Here is a 20971-nt window from a genome sequence, read left to right on the forward strand (position 1 = left end):
GATTGTCAAAGAATAAAGAACAGGGAAGGCGCGTATTCTAATGAAAAAAGGCGAACAATGCAGCCTGCCGCAGACAATTTGACGGCTCTGCCGCGCCTGCGCGTGGTGCTCATCGAGACCAGCCATCCGGGCAATATCGGTGCCGCCGCCCGGGCCATGAAGGTGATGGGCCTGTCGCGCCTGTACCTGGTGCGGCCGCAGCAGTTTCCCAGCGCCGAGGCCACCGCGCGCGCCTCCGGCGCCGACGATCTGCTCACCCGTGCCGTGGTGTGCGACAGCCTGGACGAGGCCCTGGTCGGTTGTTCCATGGTGCTGGGGGCGAGTGCGCGCCTGCGCTCGCTGCCCTGGCCGCTGTCCGACGCGCGCAGCGCGGCGCGACGTGCCGCGACGGCGGCACTGGCCGGCCAGGAGGTGGCCCTGGTGTTCGGCCGCGAGTGCTCCGGCCTCAGCAACGAGGAGTTGCAGCGCTGTCACTATCTGCTGCACATTCCCGCCAACGCCGATTACAGTTCGCTCAATCTGGCCGCGGCGGTGCAGGTGGTGAGCTACGAGGTGCGCATGGCCCTGCTCGGCGATGAGCCGCTGGCGCCGGACGAGGGCGACTATGCCAGTGCCGAGGAGCTGGAGTCGTTTTATGTCCATCTGGAGCAAACCCTCGTCGATATCGGCTTTCTCGACCCGGCCAATCCGCGCCAGGTGATGCGCCGCCTGCGCCGCCTCTACAACCGTGCACGCACCGAACGGGTCGAGCTGAACATCCTGCGCGGCATCCTCACCGAAACCCAGAAGCGGGTAAGACGGTGAGTCCGCAAATGAACGCGAATGGACGCAAATAATCCCGAAGCGGGAGCCCGAAAGAGCCTGGTTTGATGCCCGGCCGCGGCGTTCACCTGTTCTCGGGGAGCAGCGTGAAGCGATATGCGAACATTCGCGTTTATTGGCGTTCATTTGCGGATGACTTCTATGCGAGAATGAAGCCGATTCGTTTAATCGGAAATCCCTGACGGTCTAATCTTCCATGTTCGATACCCTACGCGAGGACATCCGCTGCATCTTCGAGCGCGACCCGGCGGCGCGCAGTACCCTGGAAATCCTCACGGCCTATCCGGGGCTGCATGCGGTGCTGGTGCACCGCATGAGTCACCGCCTGTGGCACTGGGGCTGGCGCTGGCTGGCACGTGTCCTGTCCCACTTCGCCCGCTGGCTCACCGGTATCGAGATCCACCCCGGCGCCACCCTCGGCCGCCGCTTCTTCATCGACCATGGCATGGGCGTGGTGATCGGCGAGACGGCGGTGATCGGTGACGACTGCACCCTGTATCACGGTGTCACCCTGGGCGGCACCAGCTGGAACAAGGGCAAGCGCCACCCGACCCTGGGCGACAACGTGGTGGTCGGCGCCGGCGCCAAGGTGCTCGGTCCCATCACCATCGGCAACGGTGCCCGCGTCGGCTCCAACGCGGTGGTGGTGAAGGACGTGCCGGACGGCGCCACGGTGGTGGGCATCCCCGGCCGCATCGTCAGCCGCAAGACCGATGAGCACCACGAGCGGCGCCGCGCCATCGCCGAGAAGATCGGCTTCGACGCCTACGGCACCACCCAGGACATGCCCGACCCGGTGGCCAACGCCATCAACTGCATGCTGGACCACATCCATGCCATGGACAGCAAGATGGAGGAGATGTGCAAGGGACTGAAGGCGCTGGGGGCGGAGCTGGGGGACATCCCGGTGCCGCCGCTGGGTTCCTGCGAGATTCGCAGCGGCAGCGAGCCGGCGGGGGGCTGCAAGAGCGCCGAGGAGTGCAGCGGATGCCCTGCGGAAAGAACGGAAAAATAAAGTTGACTGATTTGCTTGGTATTGCTAAGTTACGCGCTACCGACATCCACAACTTTACTGGGTCAATAGGGACAAGGCAATGAGGCTGACTACGAAAGGCCGCTACGCGGTCACTGCAATGCTCGACCTGGCTCTCCACTATAAGGATGGCCCCATCACGCTGGCCGATATCTCCCAGCGGCAGGGGATCTCCCTGTCTTACCTGGAGCAGCTGTTTTCCAAACTGCGCAAGAACGGGCTGGTCGACTCTGCCCGCGGCCCCGGCGGCGGTTATCGCCTGAGCCGCGATGCGGCCGAGATCTGCGTCGCCGACGTGATCACCGCGGTGGACGAAAAGGTCGACGCCATGCGCTGCAACGGGCTGGGCAACTGCCATGAAGACGGTGAGTGCCTGACCCACGAGCTGTGGTGCGACCTCAGCAACCAGATCTATGCCTTCCTGCAGGGGATCAGTCTGGCCAAGCTGGTGGCACAGCATCACAACCGTGAGGTGAGCGGCCACAAGCACGAGCACAAGGCGGTGCCGCTGGAGGCAGGCCGCAAGGCTGTCGTCAACTGACAACCGTTGTAGTCGCAGGCTGTGATCTATCTGGATCACAACGCCACCACCCCGCTCGACGAGCGGGTGTTGGAGGCGATGCTCCCCTGGTTGCGGGGGAACTGGGGTAATCCTTCCAGCGTCCATGCCCTGGGCCGCGCCGCGCGCGCGGCGCTGGAGCAGGCGCGGGAGCAGGTGGCGGCGCTGGCCGGTGCCCATCCGTCGCAGGTGATCTTCACCAGCGGCGGGACCGAGGCCAACAATGCCGCTCTCAAGGGTGTGGCCGCACGTCTTCCGGCCGCACGCCTCGCTGCCAGTGCCGTGGAGCATGCCTCGGTACAGCAGCCGCTGGCGGCCCTGGGCCGCGCAGGCTGGACGGTGGCAAGCATTCCGGTGACGGACCAGGGACAGGTAACGGTGCAGGCAGTCGAGGCCGCGCTGCGGGAAGGTGCGCGCCTGGTTTCGGTGATGTGGGCCAACAACGAAACCGGTGTGGTGAACGATATCGGCGCCATCGCCGGGGTGGTGCGCGCGGCGGAGGCGGTGCTGCACACCGACGCGGTACAGGCGCTGGGCAAATGGCCGGTTGATTTTGCCGCCAGCGGTGCCCACCTGATGAGTGTGTCGGCGCACAAGCTGAACGGCCCCAAGGGAGTCGGTGCGCTGCTGCTGGACAAGGCGGTGGATATGGAGCCGCTGTTGCATGGCGGCGGGCAGGAAAAGGGTCGCCGCGGCGGCACCGAGAATCTGGCCGGCATCGTCGGCTTTGGCCGTGCCGCCGAACTGGCGGCCGCCGAATTGGCGTCGCGCCGCGAGCGTCTGCTGAAACTGCGCCAGCGCCTGGAGCGGGGATTGCAGGAGCAGGTGCCGCAGGCGGTGGTATTCGCCGCCCGGGCCGAGCGCCTGCCGAATACGGTATTTCTGGCCTTGCCCGGCATCGACGGCGAGACCCTGTTGCTGGAGCTGGATCGCCTGGGGCTGGCGCTGTCGAGCGGCGCGGCCTGCGGCAGCGGTTACAGCGAGCCGAGTCATGTGTTGCGGGCGATGGGCGTGGCGGCGGACCTGGCGCGTTGCGCCGTGCGCGTCAGCCTCGGCGCCGGCAACACGGAGCAAGACGTGGACACCCTGATCGCCGCGCTGCGTCAGCAGGCGGCCCGGTTGCAGACCATGGCCGCCATGGCCTGGTGATACCGGCAAGTTGGAATGGAGCGAGTGATGAGCAAACCGATCTATCTGGATTACGCCGCCACCACCCCCGTCGACCCGCGGGTGGCGGAGAAGATGTGCAGTTTCCTGACCCTCGACAGCGGCCGCTTCGGCAATGCCGCCTCCCGCTCCCACGTCTTCGGCTGGGAGGCGGAACAGGCCATCGAGGAGGCGCGCAAGCAGGTGGCCGCCCTGGTCAACTGCGACCCCAAGGAGATCGTGTGGACCTCCGGCGCCACCGAGTCGGACAATCTGGCCATCAAGGGCGTGGCCGAGTTCTACGCCAAGAAGGGCAAGCACATCATCACCAGCAAGACCGAACACAAGGCGGTGCTCGACACCTGCCGCCACCTGGAACGCTTCGGTTACGAAATCACCTATTTGCAGCCCGAGGCCAATGGCCTCATCGACTTGGCCAAGCTGGAGGCGGTCATGCGTCCCGACACCATTTTGGTGTCCATCATGCACGTGAACAATGAAATCGGTGTGATTCAGGACATCGCCGCCATCGGTGAGATGACCCGTGCCCGCGGCATCCTGTTCCATGTCGATGCGGCGCAGAGCGCCGGCAAGGTGCCCATCGACCTGGCCAAGCTGAAAGTCGACCTGATGTCCTTCTCCGCCCACAAGGTCTATGGCCCCAAGGGCATCGGCGCCCTGTACGTGCGCCGCAAGCCGCGTGTGCGTCTGGAAGCGCAGATGCACGGCGGCGGCCACGAGCGCGGCATGCGTTCCGGTACCCTGGCCACCCACCAGATCGTCGGCATGGGCGAGGCCTTCCGCATCGCCCGCGAGGAGATGGCGCAGGAGAACGAACGCATCCGCATGTTGCGTGACCGCCTGCTCAAGGGGGTACAGGACATCGAGGAGGTGTACGTCAACGGCGACATGGAGCGCCGCGTGCCGCACAACCTCAACATCAGCTTCAACTACGTCGAGGGTGAGTCCCTGATGATGGCCCTGCGCGACCTGGCGGTGTCCTCCGGTTCGGCCTGTACTTCGGCCAGCCTGGAGCCGTCCTACGTGCTGCGCGCCATCGGCCGCCCCGACGAACTGGCGCACAGCTCGCTGCGTTTCTCCATCGGCCGCTACACCACCGAGCAGGACATCGACCGTGCCGTGGCGTTGATCCACGAGAAAATTGCCAAATTGCGCGAGCTGTCCCCGCTGTGGGACATGTACAAGGAGGGCATCGACCTCTCCACCGTGCAGTGGTCGGCGCATTGATTTATCATCGCGGGTCCCGGTCCCGGCCGGGCGGTTTGTAAGGCGAGGTTCCACGAAATGGCATACAGCGACAAGGTCATCGACCACTACGAAAATCCGCGCAACGTCGGCTCCCTGGACAAGGATGCGTCCGATGTGGGTACCGGCATGGTAGGCGCGCCCGCCTGCGGCGACGTGATGCGCCTGCAGATCAAGGTGAGTGCCGACGGCGTCATCGAGGACGCCAGGTTCAAGACCTACGGCTGCGGTTCCGCCATCGCCTCCAGCTCGCTGGTCACCGAATGGGTAAAGGGCAAGACCCTGGATCAGGCGCTGGAGATCAAGAACAGCCAGATCGCCGAGGAACTGGCCCTGCCGCCGGTGAAGATCCATTGCTCGGTGCTGGCCGAGGATGCCATCAAGGCCGCCATCGAGGACTACAAGGCCAAGCAGTCGCGCGCCTGAAGAGGATTTCCCCATGGCCATCACCATCACTGAAGCCGCTGCCCGCCACGTGCAGAAGTTCCTGACCAATCGTGGCAAGGGCGTGGGCATCCGCCTGGGCGTGAAGCCATCCGGCTGCTCCGGCATGTCCTATGTGCTGGAATTCGTCGACGAGTTGCAGCCGGAAGATCAGGTATTCGAGGGCCACGGCGTGAAGGTGATCGTCGATAGCAAGAGCATGCTCTACCTCGACGGCACCGAACTGGATTTCGCCCGTGAAGGGCTGAACGAAGGTTTCAAGTTCAACAATCCCAACGTCAAGGATGCCTGCGGCTGCGGCGAAAGCTTCAACGTCTGACGGCGGGATGAATTTGGCCACAGCGGACGCCGCGGCCCCAGAGTGACGTGACCCGTGTGCTCTGTCTGCGCGGCGGCCCCTGTGGCCAAGTTTTTGGGGCGTTAATGAACGAAAACTACTTCCAGTTGTTCGGGCTGCCGGTGGGGTTTGCGGTGGATGCCGAGACCCTGGCGCTGCGTTATCGCGACCTGCAGCGCGCCGCCCACCCCGATCGCTATGCCGGCGCCTCCGAACGCGAGCGCCTGCTGTCGGTGCAGCAGGCGGCGCTGATCAATGAGGCCTACCGCACGCTGAAGGACCCGCTGGCCCGCGCCCGCTATCTGCTCGAATTGAGCGGCATCACCTTGTCCGATACGGATACCCGTATGGATCCGATGTTCTTGCTGGAGCAGATGGAGCTGCGCGAGGCGCTGGCGGCGGCCCCCAGGGCTGCCGACCCTTACGCCGCACTGGACCAGGTGCGCACCACTGCCGAGGCCACCGAGCGGCATCTGGTGGAGGAACTGGCGGCGTTGTTCCAGCGCGGTGGGGAGGCCTTGCAGGAGGTGCCGGAGCGGCTGCGCAAGCTGCAGTTCATGCGCAAGCTGCTGGAGGAAGTGGACGCACGCGAGGACGACCTGGCGCATAACAGCTAAGGAAGTTCTGAATAAGTTCAGAGCTTCCGCGGCACAGGGATGTGCCGCCATTTTTCAACGACGATATGTCGTTGAAAAATGAGGCCAATCGAAAATCACACTTTTCGATTGGCGTGGTCTGAGAAGTCCAGGAAGGACTTATTCAGACCTTCCCTAAGAATTAGTCCGCGAATGAACGCCAATGGACGCGAATAGGGTGATGCGGTGATTTGCGTTTATTGGCGTGTATTTGCGGACTGAGGTTTTTTGCGCCGGTAAGGCGAAACGGAACAAGTCATGGCACTACTGCAAATCGCTGAACCCGGCCAATCCACCGTACCGCACCAGCACCGGCTGGCGGCGGGCATCGATCTCGGCACCACCAATTCCCTGGTGGCGACCGTGCGCAGCGGGCTGGCCGAAACCCTGCCCGATGCGCAGGGGCGCCACCTGCTGCCGTCGGTGGTGCGTTATGTCGCCAATGCCGCCCCACAGGTGGGTTTCGAGGCCAAGGCCATGGCGGCGGCCGATCCCCTCAACACCATCGCCTCGGTGAAGCGTTTGATGGGGCGCGGGGTGAAGGATGTGAAGGCCCTGGGCGAACGCCTGCCTTACGAATTCGTGGCCACCGACAGCGCCGTGCCGCGCCTGCATACCGCCGGCGGCGATGTCAGCGCGGTGGAGGTTTCCGCGGAGATTCTCAAGGCCCTCAAGCAGCGCGCCGAGAGCGCCCTGGGCGGCGACCTCACCGGCGTGGTGATCACCGTGCCGGCCTATTTCGACGATGCCCAGCGCCAGGCCACCAAGGACGCCGCCAAACTGGCCGGTCTCAACGTGCTGCGCCTGCTCAACGAACCCACCGCCGCGGCCGTGGCCTACGGCCTGGACCGCGGTGAGGAGGGCGTCATCGCCATCTACGACCTGGGCGGCGGTACCTTTGATATCTCCATCCTGCGCCTGTCCAGGGGGGTGTTCGAGGTGATGTCCACCGGTGGCGACTCGGCCCTGGGCGGCGATGATTTCGACCACGCCGTGGCGGAGTGGATCATGGCGCAGGCCGGCATCGCCGATGATGCCGATCACCGCCAGATGCGCCGCCTGCTGCGCGACGCCTGTGCCGCGAAAGAGGCGCTCACCGATGCCGCCGTCGTGCCGCTCAAGGTGGAGCTGGCCGACGGCAGCCACTGGCAGGGCGAGCTGTCGCGCGAGCAGTTCCATGCTCTGACCGACCCGCTGATCCGCAAGACCCTGGCCGCCTGCCGCCGCGCCCTCAAGGATGCCGGCATCACCGCCGACGCGGTGAAGGAGGTGGTGATGGTGGGCGGTTCCACCCGTGTGCCGCGCGTGCGCGAGCTGGTGGGCGAATTCTTCGGCCGCACCCCGCTGACCGACATCGATCCGGACAAGGTGGTGGCAGTGGGCGCCGCCATGCAGGCCGACGTGCTGGTGGGCAACAAGCCCGACGGCGAGATGCTGCTGCTGGACGTGATCCCGCTGTCGCTCGGCCTGGAGACCATGGGTGGCCTGGTGGAGAAGGTGATCCCGCGTAATACCACCATCCCGGTGGCGCGCGCCCAGGAGTTCACCACCTTCAAGGACGGCCAGACTGCCATGGCCATCCATGTGGTGCAGGGCGAGCGCGATCTGGTGAGTGACTGCCGCTCCCTGGCCCGTTTCGAGCTGCATGGCATCCCGCCCATGGCGGCCGGTGCCGCCCGCATCCGTGTTACCTTCCAGGTGGATGCCGACGGTCTGCTGTCGGTGTCGGCGCGCGAGATGACCTCCGGGGTGGAGAGCAGCATCCAGGTCAAGCCGTCCTACGGCCTGAGCGACGGCGAGATCGAGCAGATGCTGCGCGACTCCCTGGCCCATGCCGAGGACGATGTCGCCGCGCGCAATCTGCGCGAGCAGCAGGTGGAGGCCGATCGTGTGCTGGAGGCGCTCACCGCCGCCCTGGCCGCCGACGGCGCCGAACTGTTGAATGCCGAGGAGCGCGCCGCCATAGATCAGGCCATGGCCGCCCTGCGCGCCGCCCGCGACGGCGACGATCACCGCGCCATCAAGCGCGCCATCGAGGCCACCGACCAGGCCAGCGCCGAATTCGCCGCCCGGCGTATGGACGCCGGCATCAAGAAGGCCCTGGCGGGCCATCGTATCGACGAGCTTTGAGTACAATCAGTCCGCGAATGAACGCAAATGAACGCGAATGCCCGGTTTTCTGCGCAGCGCTATCTCCCGGCCGGCCCAAGCGGTGGCACAGGGATGCACGCCCGGTTTGATTTGCGTCTATTAGCGTTCATTTGCGGATTTGAATGTTTTTTCTAGGCTGTTTCAGGAACTATCGCCATGCCCCAAATCATCATTCTGCCGCACGAGGAAATCTGCCCCGAGGGGGCCGTGATTCAGGCCGAGCCGGGCACCACCGTCTGCGACGCGGCCCTGGCCAACGGCATCGAGATCGAGCACGCCTGCGAGAAATCCTGTGCCTGCACCACCTGCCACGTCTACATCCGTGAGGGTGGTGCCTCCCTCAATCCGGCCGAGGAGCTGGAGGAGGACATGCTGGACAAGGCCTGGGGCCTGGAGCCGGATTCGCGCCTGTCCTGTCAGGCGGTGGTGGGGGAGACCGACCTGGTGGTGGAGATACCCAAGTACACCATCAACATGGTGTCGGAGAAGCACTAACTACAGTTACAAGTTGCAAGTGGCAAGTTACAAGTAAAAACACCAGTTCTTGCCACTTGGGACTTGTCACTTGTCACTGGGAGCGCAGCGACCATGAAGTGGAACGACACCCTCGACATCGCCATCGCCCTGGACGAGGCCCATCCGGACGTGGACCCGCAATGGGTGCGCTTTACCGATCTGCACGCCTGGGTCTGCGCCCTGCCGGAGTTCGCCGACGATCCTGAAAGTTCCAACGAGAAGATCCTCGAAGCCATCCAGATGGCTTGGATCGACGAACGGAGCTGATTTGCCGTGGGGCGGGCAGAAGTCCGCTCCATGGCACAAGTCACCGCTGGAATGCCCCCCTGAGCCCGCGTATAATCGCGGGTTCAACGCATTTAATCCCCCCTTTAATCCATCGGTTTGTAACGGAGATTCAGAGTAAATGGCCATCGAACGCACCATTTCCATCATCAAGCCCGACGCTGTGGCCAAGAACGTCATCGGCGAGATCTACTCCCGCTTCGAGAAGGCCGGTCTGAAGATCGTCGCTGCCAAGATGCTGCACCTGTCCAAGGAGCAGGCGGAAGGCTTCTACGCCGTGCACAAGGAGCGCCCCTTCTTCAAGGACCTGGTCGCCTTCATGACCTCCGGTCCGGTGATGGTGCAGGTGCTGGAAGGCGAGAATGCCATTGCCAAGAACCGCGAGGTGATGGGCGCCACCAACCCCAAGGATGCCGCTCCCGGCACCATCCGTGCGGACTTCGCCGTGTCCATCGACGAAAACGCCGTGCACGGCTCCGACGGTCCGGACACCGCCAAGGCGGAAATCGCCTACTTCTTCAAGCCCGAGGAGATCTGCCCGCGCACCCGTTGAGGGGCGCGGCGCGGCCTGCGAGGCGAAGCCCATGAAGACCAATCTGCTGGATCTGAACCGGCAGGACATGGAGGCCTTCTTCACCGCGCTCGGTGAGAAGGCCTTTCGTGCTTCTCAGGTCATGAAGTGGATCTACCATCATGGCGTCGATGATTTCGACGCCATGAGCAATTTGAGCAAGTCCCTGCGCGACCAGCTGAAGGAAAAGGCGGAGATTCGCCTGCCGGAGGTGGCCGTCGACATGCCCTCGCGCGACGGCACGCGCAAGTGGATGCTGCGCCTGGCCGACGGCAATTCCATCGAGATGGTGTACATCCCGGAAAAGGATCGCTCCACCCTGTGCGTCTCCTCCCAGGTAGGCTGCGCCCTCAACTGTTCCTTCTGTTCCACCGCCCAGCAGGGTTACAACCGCAATCTCACCACTGCCGAGATCATCGGCCAGGTGGTGCTGGCCACGCGCCTCATCGGCCTGCCGCAGAACAAGGGCGAGCGGGTGATCACCAACGTGGTGCTGATGGGCATGGGCGAGCCGCTGCTCAACTTCGACAACGTGGTCAAGGCGATGGAACTGATGCAGGACGACTACGCCTTCGGCATCTCCAAGCGCCGTGTCACCGTCAGTACCGCCGGCGTGGTGCCGGCCATCGATGAACTGCGCGCGGCCATCGACGTCAGTCTGGCGGTGTCGCTGCATGCGCCCGATGATGCACTGCGCAACGAGCTGGTGCCGATCAACCGCAAGTATCCCATCGCCGAGCTGCTGGCGGCCTGCCGCCGCTACTGCGCCGACGTGCCGCACCGTCGCGTTACCTTCGAATACGCCATGCTGGAGGGGGTCAACGACTCACCGGAGCATGCCCGCGCCCTGCTCAAGGTGTTGCGCGGTACCCCGGCCAAGGTCAATCTGATTCCGTTCAATCCCTTTCCCGGTACCAGCTACCGCCGCTCCAGCCAGGAGGCTATCGATCGCTTCCGCGACATCCTGATGGCGGGCAACCTGATGACCGTCACCCGCAAGACCCGCGGCGATGACATCGCCGCCGCCTGCGGCCAGCTGGTGGGTGAAGTGCAGGACCGCACCCGCCGCAGCCAGAAGACCATCACCATGCAAAGGATCGCCTCATGATACGTCTGCGCGTTCTCATTCTGTTGTCCGCCCTGGCGCTGCTGTCCGGTTGTGCCGGCACGCCCGAACGTGACACCACCGATTTCAAGAAGGCCGCCCAGCTCAATGCCGAGCTTGGCCTGAATTACATGGTCCAAGGCAAGAACGAATTGGCCATGGAGAAGCTGCTGAAGGCAGTGGAGTACGATGATGACTCGGTCGAGGCGCATCACTACATCGCCGAACTGTATCGGCGCCTGGAGCGCAAGGACAAGGCAGGGGAGCATTTCCAGCGCGCGGCAGATTTGGCCCCGAATGATTCCGCAATCCAGAACAATTACGGCGTGTTCCTGTGCGGTGAGAAGCGTTATGACGAGGGGGTAACCCGCCTGCTCAAGGCGGTGGAAAACCCGGTGTGGCCGGGGCGCGGCCAGGCCTATGAGAACCTCGGCCAGTGCCTGCTGGAGAAGGGGGACATGGTCAGGGCCGAGCAGTATTACCGCGAGGCGCTCAAGGTCAACGTCAATCTGCCCAAGGCATTGCTGGCGATGGCGGATATCTCGCTGCAGCAGGGCAACCACATTTCCGCGCGCGCCTTTCTGCAGCGCTACGCAGCGGTGGCGCCGCATACCCCGCACAGTTTGTGGTTGGGGATCCAGATTGAACGCGTGCTGGGTGATCGCAATGCCCTCTCCAGCTACGGCATGCTGTTACGCAACAACTTTCCCGCCGCTGAAGAAACCAAGCTCTATCTGAAATCCAAATGACCGTGAACGACACGTCCCCCCGCGAAGAGACGGCCGTGACCGCAGAGGTCGCGGTGGTTGCCGGCCCAGGTCAGCGTCTGCGTCTGGCACGCGAGGCGGCGGGATTGAGCCGTGAGGAGGTTTCCACGCGGCTGCGGTTACGCCTCGAACTGATCCGCGCGCTGGAGGAGGATGATTACGCCCATCTTCCGCCGGTGGCCTTTGTCAGTGGTTATCTGCGCAGTTATGCGCGTCTTTTGGAACTGCCGGCGGAGGAGCTGGTGGCCATGCTGGAGCGGCCCGACGCGACACCGGCACTGGTAGCGCCGGTCATGCCGCTCCATCAACGCCGCAGCAGTGACTGGCCGGTCAAGCTCGTGACCTGGCTGATCGTTCTCCTGTTGCTGGGTCTGCTCGCGGTATGGTGGCTGTCGCGCCAGCCGGCTGAAGACGAGCCTGCCGGTGAGCCAGCCATGCTGCAGGCTCCCGATGGCAATGTGAGCCTGACGCTGCCGCCGGTGACGGAGACGCCGCCCCAAGCTGAACCACAGGAGGTGGCCGTTGCCGAACCGTCACCCGTGATCGGTGCCGCGCCGCCGGTACCGGTGCCGTTGCAAGTGACCGAGGTGCAGTTGGAGGCTGGCGGAGGCGATTGCTGGCTGGAGGTGAAGGACGCAGACGGCAAGCAGTTGGTATATGAACTGTTGCAGGATGGCATGACCCGTACCGTGCGCGGCAAGGCGCCGTTCGAGATTTTCCTCGGCAATGCCCCGGCAGTGACGGTGTATTACCAGGGCAAGGTATTCGATCACGCACCGTTCCAGCGCCGTGAAGTGGCCAGGTTTCGTCTTGGCAAGGCCGCCGACAACCAGCCCATCGCCGAGTAAGCCATGCATCAGCCCTCGCCCATCCAGCGGCGCAAGTCGCGTCAGATCAAGGTCGGCAACGTGCCGGTGGGCGGCGATGCGCCCATTTCGGTGCAGAGCATGACCAATACCGACACCCATGACGTGGCGGCGACGGTGCGGCAGATTCGCGCACTGGAGGCGGTCGGTGCCGACATCGTGCGCGTTTCGGTGCCGGACATGGCTGCGGCGGAGGCCTTCGGCGAGATCAAGAAGCAGGTGCAGGTGCCGCTGGTCACCGACATCCACTTCGACTACAAAATCGCGCTGCGTGTCGCCGAACTGGGCGCCGACTGCCTGCGCATCAATCCGGGCAATATCGGCCGCGAGGACCGCGTGCGGGCGGTGGTGAGCGCGGCGCGTGATCGCAACATTCCGATCCGCATCGGCGTCAATGCCGGTTCACTGGAAAAGGATTTGCAGAAAAAATATGGCGAGCCCACCGCCGACGCGCTGGTCGAGTCGGCACTGCGCCACATCGAGATCCTCGACCGGCTCGATTTCCAAGATTTCAAGATCAGCCTCAAGGCGTCGGAGATTTTTCTCACCGTCGAGGCCTATCGTAAACTGGCGCAGCAGATCGAGCAGCCGCTGCACCTCGGCATCACCGAGGCGGGTGGCTTCCGCGCCGGTGCCGTGAAGTCGGCCATCGGTCTCGGCATGCTGCTGGTGGATGGGATCGGTGACACCATCCGCGTATCACTGGCGGCGGACCCGGTGGAAGAGATCCGCGTCGGCTTCGATATTCTCAAGAGCCTGCATCTGCGCAGCAAGGGTATCAATCTCATCGCCTGTCCGTCCTGTTCGCGGCAGAACTTCGATGTCATCGCTACGGTCAACGCCCTGGAGCAGCGGCTGGAGGATGTGCTGGAACCCCTGGACGTGGCGGTGATCGGCTGCGTGGTCAACGGCCCGGGCGAGGCGCGCGAGGCCGACATCGGCCTGGCCGGTGGCCAGCCCAACCTGCTCTACGTCGGCGGCAAGCCGGATCACAAGGTGGACAACGCCGACCTGGTGGACGAACTGGAAAAACAGATCCGCGCCGAACTGGCGCGGCGGAAAGTGGAAAAGAATTAAACGCAAAGACGCAAAGGGCGCAAAGGGCCGCAAAGATGTTGCCGCGGTGTTTGCGCCAGGGCGAGCGGCGCAGCGCGCTTGGTTTCGATGAGGATGGCCAGGTCCATGGCCTTTGCATCTTGGCGTTTAACCGGCTTTTGACTTTGGAGAGAAACATTGAGCGGTAATATTCAGGCCGTGCGCGGGATGAACGACATCCTGCCGGAGCAGACGCCGACCTGGCAATTCGTGGAGCAGACGCTGCGCAATCTGCTGGCCGCCTATGGCTACAGCGAGGTGCGCATGCCGATCGTCGAGAAAACCGAACTGTTCAAGCGCTCCATCGGCGAGGTCACCGATATCGTCGAGAAGGAGATGTACACCTTCGAGGATCGCAACGGCGACTCACTCACCCTGCGGCCGGAAGGAACCGCCGGCTGCGTACGTGCCGCCATCGAGAACGGCCTGCTCTACAACCAGACGCAGAAGCTGTGGTACCTCGGACCGATGTTCCGCCATGAACGGCCGCAGAAGGGACGCTATCGCCAGTTTCACCAGCTTGGTGTCGAGGTGTTCGGTCTGGAGGGCCCCGATGTCGATGCCGAGCTGATCCTGATGAGCGCGCGCCTGTGGCGCCTGCTCGGTCTGGAAGACTCCGTCACCCTGCAACTCAATTCGTTGGGCTCGTCCTATGCGCGCGCCATGTACCGCGAAAAGCTGGTGCACTATTTCGAGCAGCACATCGGGCAACTGGACGAGGACAGCCGGCGCCGTCTGCTCAGCAACCCGCTGCGTATCCTCGACAGCAAGAACCCGGACATGGCCGCGCTCATCGCCGCTGCGCCCAAGCTGACCGAGCATCTGGATGCCGAGTCAAAGGCGCATTTCGACGCGCTGTGCGCGCAGCTGGAGGCCGCCGGCGTGCGCTACCAGATCAATCCCTGTCTGGTGCGCGGCCTCGATTACTACGGCCGCACCGTGTTCGAGTGGGTCACCGACAAACTGGGTGCCCAGGGCACGGTATGCGCCGGTGGCCGTTTCGACGGCCTGGTCGAGCAGTTGGGCGGCAAGGCCACGCCGGCGATTGGTTTTGCCATCGGCCTGGAGCGTCTCACCGCATTACTCGATGAGGATGTCGTGCCGCTGGAGCAGTTCCGTCCCCACATCTATCTGGTGCGGGTTGGTGATGCCGCGCAGCAGCATGCGTTGTTGCTGGCCGAGCGGCTGCGTGACGAGGTGCCGGGCCTGCGCGTGCAGCTCAATCACGGCGGCGGCAGTTTCAAGAATCAGTTGAAGCGTGCGGACAAGAGCGGTGCTGCGCTGGCCTTGGTGATGGGCGAAGAGGAAGTCGCCAACGGTACTGTCGGCATCAAGCCCCTGCGCGAGCAGTCCGAACAGCAGACGCTGGCCCTGGATCAGATCGTCCCGTTTCTGCGGGATTATGTGGCTGGCCGCAAATAACCCTGAGGAGAAAACGCGGTGGAAGTCTATCGTACCGAAGAAGAGCAGGTTGAGGCACTCAAGGAGTGGTGGAGGGAAAACGGCCGCAGCGTGGTCATCGGCGTCGTCCTGGCCCTGGCGGCGGTGTTTGGCTGGCGCTATTGGCAGGACACGACGCGGTCACAGGCAGAGGCCGCCTCCGCACTGTACCAGCAGATGCTGACGCAACTGGATGCCGGCGAGGGGCGCGAGGTGGTGGAGATCGCACGTCGTATCATCGCCGAGCATGCGACATCGCCCTATGCCGCACTGGCGTCGCTCAGTCTGGCGCAGCAGGCAGTGGACCAGGGTGATCTGGATGGTGCCGCCGCACACCTGCGCTGGGTGATGGACAATGCGAAGGTGAGCGAGGTGCGCCTCCTGGCGCAGGTACGACTGGCGCGCGTGCTGATAGCCCAGGGCCGTGCCGATGAGGCGCTGCAGCACTTGGCCACCGTTGCCGGCAGCAGTTATACGGTGCTGGTGGAGGAGACGAAGGGCGATGCCTATCTGGCCCAAGGCCGCCGCGCCGAGGCATTGCAGGCCTATCAGACCGCTCTGGCGGCCGCTGCCGATGTGCCCGCCAAGCAGCAGATGCTGCGCATGAAGGTGGATGACCTGGCCGATGCCGGAGTTGTGGCGCAGTGATGCGTCTGTCTGTCATCATTGCCGCGCTGTTGCTCGTCGCCTGCGGCGGCAGCCCCAGCCGCCTGGAACTCAATCCGCCTGCCGAGTTGAGTGACTTCACGCCACAGTTGCAGGTGGAGACGCGCTGGGCACGCCAACTGGGCCAAGGAGTAGGCAAGCACATGATTGCGTTGCCGCCCCTGGTGGAGCGCGATCGCATCTATGCCGCCAATCACAAGGGGCGGGTGGAATCCTTCGAACTCGAGTCCGGTGCCAGCCTCTGGCGCACCGAACTGGAGGCCGCCATCAATGGCGGACCCGGTGACGGCGGTGATGTCCTGCTGTTCGGTGGCGATGCCGAGGTGATCGCTGTGGCTAAGCGCGATGGCACGCTGCGTTGGCGTGCGCCGGTCAGTAGCGAGGTGCTGGCAGCACCGCAGCGCAGCGGTAACGTGGTGGTAGTGCGCAGTGTGGATGGCGCGCTGTTCGGGCTGGATGCCAGTGACGGCCGCCGTCTGTGGCGTTACAGTCAGCCGGTGCCGCTGTTGTCGCTGCGCGGGGTGGGCGAACCGCAGATCGAGGGCACCATCGTGGTGGCTGGTTTCGATAACGGTCGCCTGGTCGCCGTGTCGCTGCAGGACGGACGCCCCTTGTGGGAGACGGTACTGGCCGTGCCGCGTGGCCGCACGGAACTGGAGCGCCTGGTCGATGTGGATGCCCGGTTGATGGTGCGCGACGGGGTGGTGTATGCCGCAGGTTATCAGGGACGCATCGCCGCCTTGACCCTCGACAGCGGCCGCCTGTTGTGGACGCGTGATTTCTCGACCTGGTCCGGACTCACCGTGTCCGGACGCGAGATCTACGTCACTGATGCCGAGGGCAGCGTGTGGGCACTGGCACGCAGCAATGGCGGCACGTTGTGGAAACAGACGGCGTTGCGGGGCCGCATGTTGTCAGCACCGGCGGTGCAGGGCGGCGCTGTGGTGGTGGCGGATTTCGAGGGTTATGTGCACTGGTTGGCGCGCGAGGAAGGCTCGCTGCTGGCGCGGGTGCGGGTGGAAGACTGGGAGGCCTTGTATCCGGTGCCTTCCTACTGGCCGCACAATGGGTACCGTGAGGATCGCGCCGTGCTCGCCGCGCCGCAGGTGCAGGACGATCACGTCTACGTGATGGACAAGCGCGGCGTCCTCAATGCCCTGCGCGTGTTGCCGGATTAATTAGGACCTGACCACTGCCATGAAACCGGTCATCGCCCTGGTGGGGCGGCCCAACGTGGGCAAATCCACGCTGTTCAATTACCTCACCCGTTCGCGTGACGCCCTGGTGGCGGACATGCCGGGGCTGACGCGCGATCGCCAGTACGGCACCGGCAAGGTGGGCGAGCGTCCCTACATCGTGGTCGATACCGGCGGCCTGTCCGGCGACGAACAGGGCGTCGAGGCGCTGATGGTGCGCCAGGTGCAGCAGGCGGTAGACGAGGCGCACGTGGTGTTGTTCCTGGTCGACGGCCGCGACGGTCTCACTGCCGGCGACGAGGCCATCGCGCGCTGGCTGCGCCAGCGGGGCAAGGAGGTGGTGCTGGTGGTCAACAAGACCGACACCGGCGAACCCTCGTTGCTGGCTGCCGAGTTCCACGCCCTCGGCCTGGGCGAGCCGGTGGCCATCGCCGCAGTGCATGGCCGTGGTGTGCCGCGCCTGATGGAGCGCGTGTTGGCGGCCCTGCCGGAGGAAGAGGAGGAAGAGGCCGAGGAGGAGGGGGCTGATCGCATCAAGGTGGCCATTGTCGGCCGCCCCAACGTCGGCAAGTCCACCCTGGTCAACCGCATCCTCGGCGAGGAGCGCGTTGTGGTGTTCGACATGCCGGGCACCACGCGCGACAGCATCTTCATTCCCTTCGAGCGCGACGGCCAGGACTATACCCTGATCGATACCGCCGGCGTGCGGCGCCGTTCGCGCATCGACGAGGCCATCGAGAAGTTCAGCGTCATCAAGACCCTGCAGGCCATCGAAGAGGCCAACGTGGTGGTGATGGTGCTGGATGCGCGCGAAGGGATCAGCGAACAGGATGCCACCCTGCTCGGTTTCGTGCTCGACGCCGGCCGCGCCCTGGTGCTGGCGGTGAACAAGTGGGACGGTCTGAGTCAGGATCAGCGCGACAATGTGCGCCGCGAACTGGACCTGAAGCTGCCCTTCATGGATTTCGCCAAACTGCATTACATTTCGGCCCTGCACGGTACCGGCGTCGGCGAACTGTTCGGCTCGGTGAAACGCGCCTATGCCTCGGCGCTGCGCAAGTTCTCCACCCCGGAACTGACCCGTCTGCTGGAGTCGGCCATCGCCGCCCACCAGCCGCCGCTGGTGGGCGGCCGCCGCATCAAGCTGCGCTATGCCCACCAGGGCGGCAAGAATCCGCCGTTGATTGTCATACACGGCAACCAGACCGAGCAGGTACCCAACAGCTATCAACGCTACCTGATCAATTTCTTCCGCGAACACCTCAAGCTGGAAGGTACGCCGGTACGCATCGAGTTCAAGTCCGGCGAGAATCCCTATGCCGGCAAGAAGAACGTGCTCACCCCGCGCCAGGTGCAAAAGCGCAAGCGCATGGTGGCGCACATCAAGAAGGCCGAGAAAAAACGCGCCCGCAAAAAGAAAATGTAGGGTAGGAGCCGAGTCCTCTCGGCGAACGGGGCGTTGCTGGTGTCGATTTCGCCCACGGAGTGGGCTCCTGAGCTAACCACCGGAGGAGACCATGGACCGCAAGCAGCATTGGGAGCAGGTATACACACAGAAGCAGCCTACCGAGGTGAGCTGGTTCCAGCCGCGCCCGGAATACTCGCTGCGCCTCATCGCCGCGGCAGGGATCGACAAGAGTCAGCCGATCATCGACATGGGAGGCGGCGCCTCGCGTCTGGTGGACAATCTGCTGGCTGATGGCTATGGCGACATCAGCGTGCTGGATATCTCCGCTGCGGCCCTGCAGCATACGCGCGAGCGTCTCGGCGCACCTGCGGCGCAGGTGACCTGGATCGAGGCCGATGCCACCGCCTTCGAGCCGCCGAAAAGCTATGCCCTATGGCACGACCGCGCCGTGTTCCATTTCCTCACCGACCCCGCCGACCGCCAGGCCTATCGGCAACGCCTGGAGCGCGGCCTGCGCTCCGGCGGACAGCTGATCATTGCCACCTTCGCCCTCGACGGGCCGGAGAAGTGCAGCAACCTGCCGGTGCAGCGTTACAGCCCGGAAACCCTCAGTGCCGAGCTGGGTGCGGGTTACCGCCTGGTGGAAACCCTCACCGAGGGGCATATCACCCCGGCGCAAAAGGAACAGCGCTTCGTTTATTGCCGTTTCGTGAAGAGCTGAGCACGGCGGCGGGGCATGCCGACAAGCCCCGCTTTGGCTATGCTTGCAGCCATGAGCCGCGACCTCTTCAGCAGCGAAATATCCCGCCATGTCTGGGACAGCAAATACCGTTATCGTGACGGTGCGCTGATTCATGATCGGACTGTCGCGGATACCTGGCGCCGTGTGGCCCTGGCGCTGGCGCGGCAGGAGCGCGGCGATGTGCATGGGTGGGAAGGCCGCTTCTACGCCACGCTGGACAATTTCCGTTTTCTGCCCGGTGGGCGCATCCTCGCCGGTAGCGGCACCGAGCGCAACGTCACCCTGTTCAACTGTTTCGTGATGGGGACCATCGAGGACTCCCTCGACGGCATTTTCGATGCCCTCAAGCAGGGGGCGCTGACCATGCAGCAGGGCGGCGGCGTCGGCTACGACTTCTCCACCCTGCGTCCGTCCGGCACGCTGACCCATCGTGCCGGCACCATCGCCTCCGGTCCGGTCTCTTTCATGCGCATCTGGGACAGCATGTGCGCCACCTTGCTGTCCACCGGCGCGCGGCGCGGCGCCATGATGGCCACCCTGCGCTGCGACCATCCCGATATCGAGCAATTCATCACCGCCAAGCAGGAACCGCGCGAGCTGCGGCATTTCAATCTCTCGGTGCTGGTCAGCGATGCCTTCATGCAGGCGGTGGAAGAAGGCGGTGACTGGCCGTTGCTGTTCCCCGTCGCGGCGCTGGATGACGCTGAGGGCGAGGTGGTGATGCGTGCCTGGCCCGGCCATGACGGCGAGGTTCCCTGTCGTGTCATCAAACGCATTCCGGCGCGGCAGTTATGGCAGCAGATCATGCGCGCCACCTACGACTATGCCGAGCCCGGCGTGTTGTTCATCGATCGGATCAACCGTGAGAACAATCTCTATTACCGCGAACGCATCACTGCCACCAATCCTTGCGGAGAAGTACCGCTGCCGCCTTTCGGCGCCTGCAACCTCGGCTCGGTGAATCTCACGCGATTTGTCTGTGAACCGTTCACGCCCAACGCGCGTATCGACAGCGAGGCGCTGCGCGAGACGGTGCAGGTGGCGGTGCGCCTGATGGACAACGTCATCGATGCATCGCACTTTCCCTTGCCGGAACAGGCGGCGCAGGCGCGCGGTACGCGCCGTCTCGGGCTGGGTATTACCGGCCTGGCCGATGCGCAACTCATGCTTGGCCTGCGCTATGACAGCGCAGAGGGCAGGGCAATGGCATCCAATGTGATGCGTGAACTGCGCGATTGCGCCTATCGTGCCTCGGTTGAGCTGGCGCGTGAGAAAGGCGCCTTCCCCTTCTTCGAGCGGGAGGCCTATCTGGCCGCGCCTTTTGTGCAACGCCTGCCGGCCGCTATCCGTGACGGCATTGCGACCCACGGTATCCGCAACAGCCATCTCATCGCCATTGCGCCCACCGGCACCATCAGTCTGCTGGCCGACAACATCTCCAGCGGTCTGGAGCCGGTGTTCGCCTGGTCCTATCGCCGTCGCCTGCTGGAGCGTGACGGGCGCTATAGGGAGTACGAAGTGAGCGATTATGCCTGGCGCCTGTGGCGCGAAGCGCATGATGATGCTGTGCTGCCACCCTACTTTGTCACCGCCCTGGAACTGGAACCGCAGGTGCATCTCGCCATGCAGGCGGCACTGCAGCCGTATGTGGACAGTGCCATCTCCAAGACCATCAACATTCCCGCCGACTACCCCTTCGAACAGTTTCAGTCCATCTACCGCGAGGCCCATCGCCTCGGTCTCAAGGGCTGCACCACCTTCCGCCCCAATCCGGTCACCGGTGCCATCCTGCAACCGCAGGAGCCGTCGGTTTCCCATTGCTGTTCCATCGAGCGCGAGGCGGACTGAACACGACCGTCCTCCGGGGTGTGATAGACAGCACATGTTAAGGAAGCTCTGAATAAGTTCAGAGCTTCCGCGG

The 20971-nt window shown here is 64.2% G+C and carries 22 protein-coding genes; all 22 read left to right on the plus strand.

Features of this window, described 5'->3' with window-relative positions:
- Positions 1-57: 57 nt before the first annotated feature.
- The 22 genes from trmJ to EP379_RS04300 all read left to right on the plus strand — a co-directional run bounded on the left by trmJ (position 58) and on the right by EP379_RS04300 (position 20898).
- Positions 58-804 (plus strand): tRNA (cytosine(32)/uridine(32)-2'-O)-methyltransferase TrmJ, encoded by a 747-nt coding sequence (gene trmJ / locus EP379_RS04195; RefSeq protein ID WP_127476155.1) that lies wholly within the window; start codon positions 58-60, stop codon positions 802-804.
- Between the two features lie 214 nt (positions 805-1018).
- A complete protein-coding gene (gene cysE / locus EP379_RS04200; protein WP_127476157.1) occupies positions 1019-1837 on the plus strand; it encodes a serine O-acetyltransferase in 819 nt (272 codons plus the stop codon).
- A 79-nt stretch (positions 1838-1916) separates the two neighbouring features.
- Positions 1917-2396, plus strand: coding sequence for a Fe-S cluster assembly transcriptional regulator IscR (gene iscR / locus EP379_RS04205; protein WP_127476159.1), 480 nt, complete (start codon positions 1917-1919; stop codon positions 2394-2396).
- A 21-nt stretch (positions 2397-2417) separates the two neighbouring features.
- Complete coding sequence (locus EP379_RS04210; protein ID WP_127476162.1) at positions 2418-3563, plus strand: cysteine desulfurase family protein; 1146 nt, start codon at positions 2418-2420, stop codon at positions 3561-3563.
- A gap of 27 nt (positions 3564-3590) precedes the next feature.
- Positions 3591-4808, plus strand: a complete 1218-nt coding sequence (locus tag EP379_RS04215) for an IscS subfamily cysteine desulfurase (protein WP_127476164.1) — start codon at positions 3591-3593, stop codon at positions 4806-4808.
- A gap of 57 nt (positions 4809-4865) precedes the next feature.
- Positions 4866-5252: a Fe-S cluster assembly scaffold IscU gene (iscU, locus tag EP379_RS04220; protein ID WP_127476166.1), complete on the plus strand. Its 387-nt coding sequence runs from the start codon at positions 4866-4868 to the stop codon at positions 5250-5252.
- Between the two features lie 13 nt (positions 5253-5265).
- Positions 5266-5589: an iron-sulfur cluster assembly protein IscA gene (iscA, locus tag EP379_RS04225; RefSeq protein ID WP_127476169.1), complete on the plus strand. Its 324-nt coding sequence runs from the start codon at positions 5266-5268 to the stop codon at positions 5587-5589.
- A 104-nt stretch (positions 5590-5693) separates the two neighbouring features.
- Complete coding sequence (gene hscB, locus EP379_RS04230) at positions 5694-6224, plus strand: Fe-S protein assembly co-chaperone HscB (protein ID WP_127476171.1); 531 nt, start codon at positions 5694-5696, stop codon at positions 6222-6224.
- Between the two features lie 276 nt (positions 6225-6500).
- Entirely contained in the window at positions 6501-8372 is a 1872-nt protein-coding gene (gene hscA / locus EP379_RS04235) for a Fe-S protein assembly chaperone HscA (RefSeq protein ID WP_127476174.1), read from the plus strand.
- A 177-nt stretch (positions 8373-8549) separates the two neighbouring features.
- Entirely contained in the window at positions 8550-8888 is a 339-nt protein-coding gene (gene fdx, locus EP379_RS04240; protein ID WP_127476177.1) for an ISC system 2Fe-2S type ferredoxin, read from the plus strand.
- A gap of 93 nt (positions 8889-8981) precedes the next feature.
- Positions 8982-9176 carry a Fe-S cluster assembly protein IscX gene (gene iscX, locus EP379_RS04245; protein WP_127476179.1) on the plus strand — a complete coding sequence of 65 codons (195 nt, stop codon included), beginning with the start codon at positions 8982-8984 and terminating at the stop codon, positions 9174-9176.
- Positions 9177-9315: 139 nt separating this feature from the next.
- Positions 9316-9747 carry a nucleoside-diphosphate kinase gene (ndk, locus tag EP379_RS04250; RefSeq protein ID WP_127476181.1) on the plus strand — a complete coding sequence of 144 codons (432 nt, stop codon included), beginning with the start codon at positions 9316-9318 and terminating at the stop codon, positions 9745-9747.
- A 31-nt stretch (positions 9748-9778) separates the two neighbouring features.
- Entirely contained in the window at positions 9779-10873 is a 1095-nt protein-coding gene (gene rlmN / locus EP379_RS04255) for a dual-specificity RNA methyltransferase RlmN (RefSeq protein WP_127476184.1), read from the plus strand.
- Positions 10870-11619 (plus strand): type IV pilus biogenesis/stability protein PilW, encoded by a 750-nt coding sequence (gene pilW / locus EP379_RS04260; RefSeq protein ID WP_127476187.1) that lies wholly within the window; start codon positions 10870-10872, stop codon positions 11617-11619. The genes rlmN and pilW overlap by 4 nt, the downstream gene beginning before the upstream one ends.
- Before the next feature lie 35 nt (positions 11620-11654).
- On the plus strand, positions 11655-12485 hold the full coding sequence (locus tag EP379_RS04265) for a RodZ domain-containing protein (RefSeq protein ID WP_172600372.1): 831 nt from the start codon (positions 11655-11657) through the stop codon (positions 12483-12485).
- A 3-nt stretch (positions 12486-12488) separates the two neighbouring features.
- The gene (gene ispG / locus EP379_RS04270; RefSeq protein WP_127476192.1) at positions 12489-13580 is read left to right on the plus strand and encodes a flavodoxin-dependent (E)-4-hydroxy-3-methylbut-2-enyl-diphosphate synthase; all 1092 of its coding nucleotides are present in this window, start codon (positions 12489-12491) and stop codon (positions 13578-13580) included.
- 156 nt (positions 13581-13736) lie between these two features.
- On the plus strand, positions 13737-15020 hold the full coding sequence (gene hisS, locus EP379_RS04275) for a histidine--tRNA ligase (RefSeq protein ID WP_127476194.1): 1284 nt from the start codon (positions 13737-13739) through the stop codon (positions 15018-15020).
- Between the two features lie 18 nt (positions 15021-15038).
- A complete protein-coding gene (locus tag EP379_RS04280; RefSeq protein WP_127476197.1) occupies positions 15039-15686 on the plus strand; it encodes a YfgM family protein in 648 nt (215 codons plus the stop codon).
- Complete coding sequence (bamB, locus tag EP379_RS04285) at positions 15686-16882, plus strand: outer membrane protein assembly factor BamB (RefSeq protein ID WP_127476199.1); 1197 nt, start codon at positions 15686-15688, stop codon at positions 16880-16882. The genes EP379_RS04280 and bamB overlap by 1 nt, the downstream gene beginning before the upstream one ends.
- 19 nt (positions 16883-16901) lie before the next feature.
- A complete protein-coding gene (der, locus tag EP379_RS04290) occupies positions 16902-18326 on the plus strand; it encodes a ribosome biogenesis GTPase Der (RefSeq protein WP_127476201.1) in 1425 nt (474 codons plus the stop codon).
- A 91-nt stretch (positions 18327-18417) separates the two neighbouring features.
- Positions 18418-19029: a class I SAM-dependent methyltransferase gene (locus EP379_RS04295; RefSeq protein ID WP_127476203.1), complete on the plus strand. Its 612-nt coding sequence runs from the start codon at positions 18418-18420 to the stop codon at positions 19027-19029.
- A gap of 51 nt (positions 19030-19080) precedes the next feature.
- On the plus strand, positions 19081-20898 hold the full coding sequence (locus EP379_RS04300) for an adenosylcobalamin-dependent ribonucleoside-diphosphate reductase (protein ID WP_127476205.1): 1818 nt from the start codon (positions 19081-19083) through the stop codon (positions 20896-20898).
- Positions 20899-20971: the final 73 nt, after the last annotated feature.

The organism is Sulfurivermis fontis (genome assembly GCF_004001245.1).
In the GTDB taxonomy this organism is placed as follows: Bacteria; Pseudomonadota; Gammaproteobacteria; order Thiohalomonadales; family Thiohalomonadaceae; genus Sulfurivermis; species Sulfurivermis fontis.

Bases quoted from the DNA above. Each gene is read 5' to 3' on its own strand.
- EP379_RS04300 (WP_127476205.1), top strand. From the start codon at position 19,081: ATGAGCCGCGACCTCTTCAGCAGCGAAATATCCCGCCATGTCTGGGAC.
- der (WP_127476201.1), top strand. From the start codon at position 16,902: ATGAAACCGGTCATCGCCCTGGTGGGGCGGCCCAACGTGGGCAAATCC.
- iscR (WP_127476159.1), top strand. From the start codon at position 1,917: ATGAGGCTGACTACGAAAGGCCGCTACGCGGTCACTGCAATGCTCGAC.
- trmJ (WP_127476155.1), top strand. From the start codon at position 58: ATGCAGCCTGCCGCAGACAATTTGACGGCTCTGCCGCGCCTGCGCGTG.
- iscX (WP_127476179.1), top strand. From the start codon at position 8,982: ATGAAGTGGAACGACACCCTCGACATCGCCATCGCCCTGGACGAGGCC.
- bamB (WP_127476199.1), top strand. From the start codon at position 15,686: ATGCGTCTGTCTGTCATCATTGCCGCGCTGTTGCTCGTCGCCTGCGGC.
- cysE (WP_127476157.1), top strand. From the start codon at position 1,019: ATGTTCGATACCCTACGCGAGGACATCCGCTGCATCTTCGAGCGCGAC.
- iscU (WP_127476166.1), top strand. From the start codon at position 4,866: ATGGCATACAGCGACAAGGTCATCGACCACTACGAAAATCCGCGCAAC.
- hscA (WP_127476174.1), top strand. From the start codon at position 6,501: ATGGCACTACTGCAAATCGCTGAACCCGGCCAATCCACCGTACCGCAC.
- iscA (WP_127476169.1), top strand. From the start codon at position 5,266: ATGGCCATCACCATCACTGAAGCCGCTGCCCGCCACGTGCAGAAGTTC.
- ndk (WP_127476181.1), top strand. From the start codon at position 9,316: ATGGCCATCGAACGCACCATTTCCATCATCAAGCCCGACGCTGTGGCC.
- ispG (WP_127476192.1), top strand. From the start codon at position 12,489: ATGCATCAGCCCTCGCCCATCCAGCGGCGCAAGTCGCGTCAGATCAAG.
- pilW (WP_127476187.1), top strand. From the start codon at position 10,870: ATGATACGTCTGCGCGTTCTCATTCTGTTGTCCGCCCTGGCGCTGCTG.
- hscB (WP_127476171.1), top strand. From the start codon at position 5,694: ATGAACGAAAACTACTTCCAGTTGTTCGGGCTGCCGGTGGGGTTTGCG.
- fdx (WP_127476177.1), top strand. From the start codon at position 8,550: ATGCCCCAAATCATCATTCTGCCGCACGAGGAAATCTGCCCCGAGGGG.
- rlmN (WP_127476184.1), top strand. From the start codon at position 9,779: ATGAAGACCAATCTGCTGGATCTGAACCGGCAGGACATGGAGGCCTTC.
- EP379_RS04295 (WP_127476203.1), top strand. From the start codon at position 18,418: ATGGACCGCAAGCAGCATTGGGAGCAGGTATACACACAGAAGCAGCCT.
- EP379_RS04215 (WP_127476164.1), top strand. From the start codon at position 3,591: ATGAGCAAACCGATCTATCTGGATTACGCCGCCACCACCCCCGTCGAC.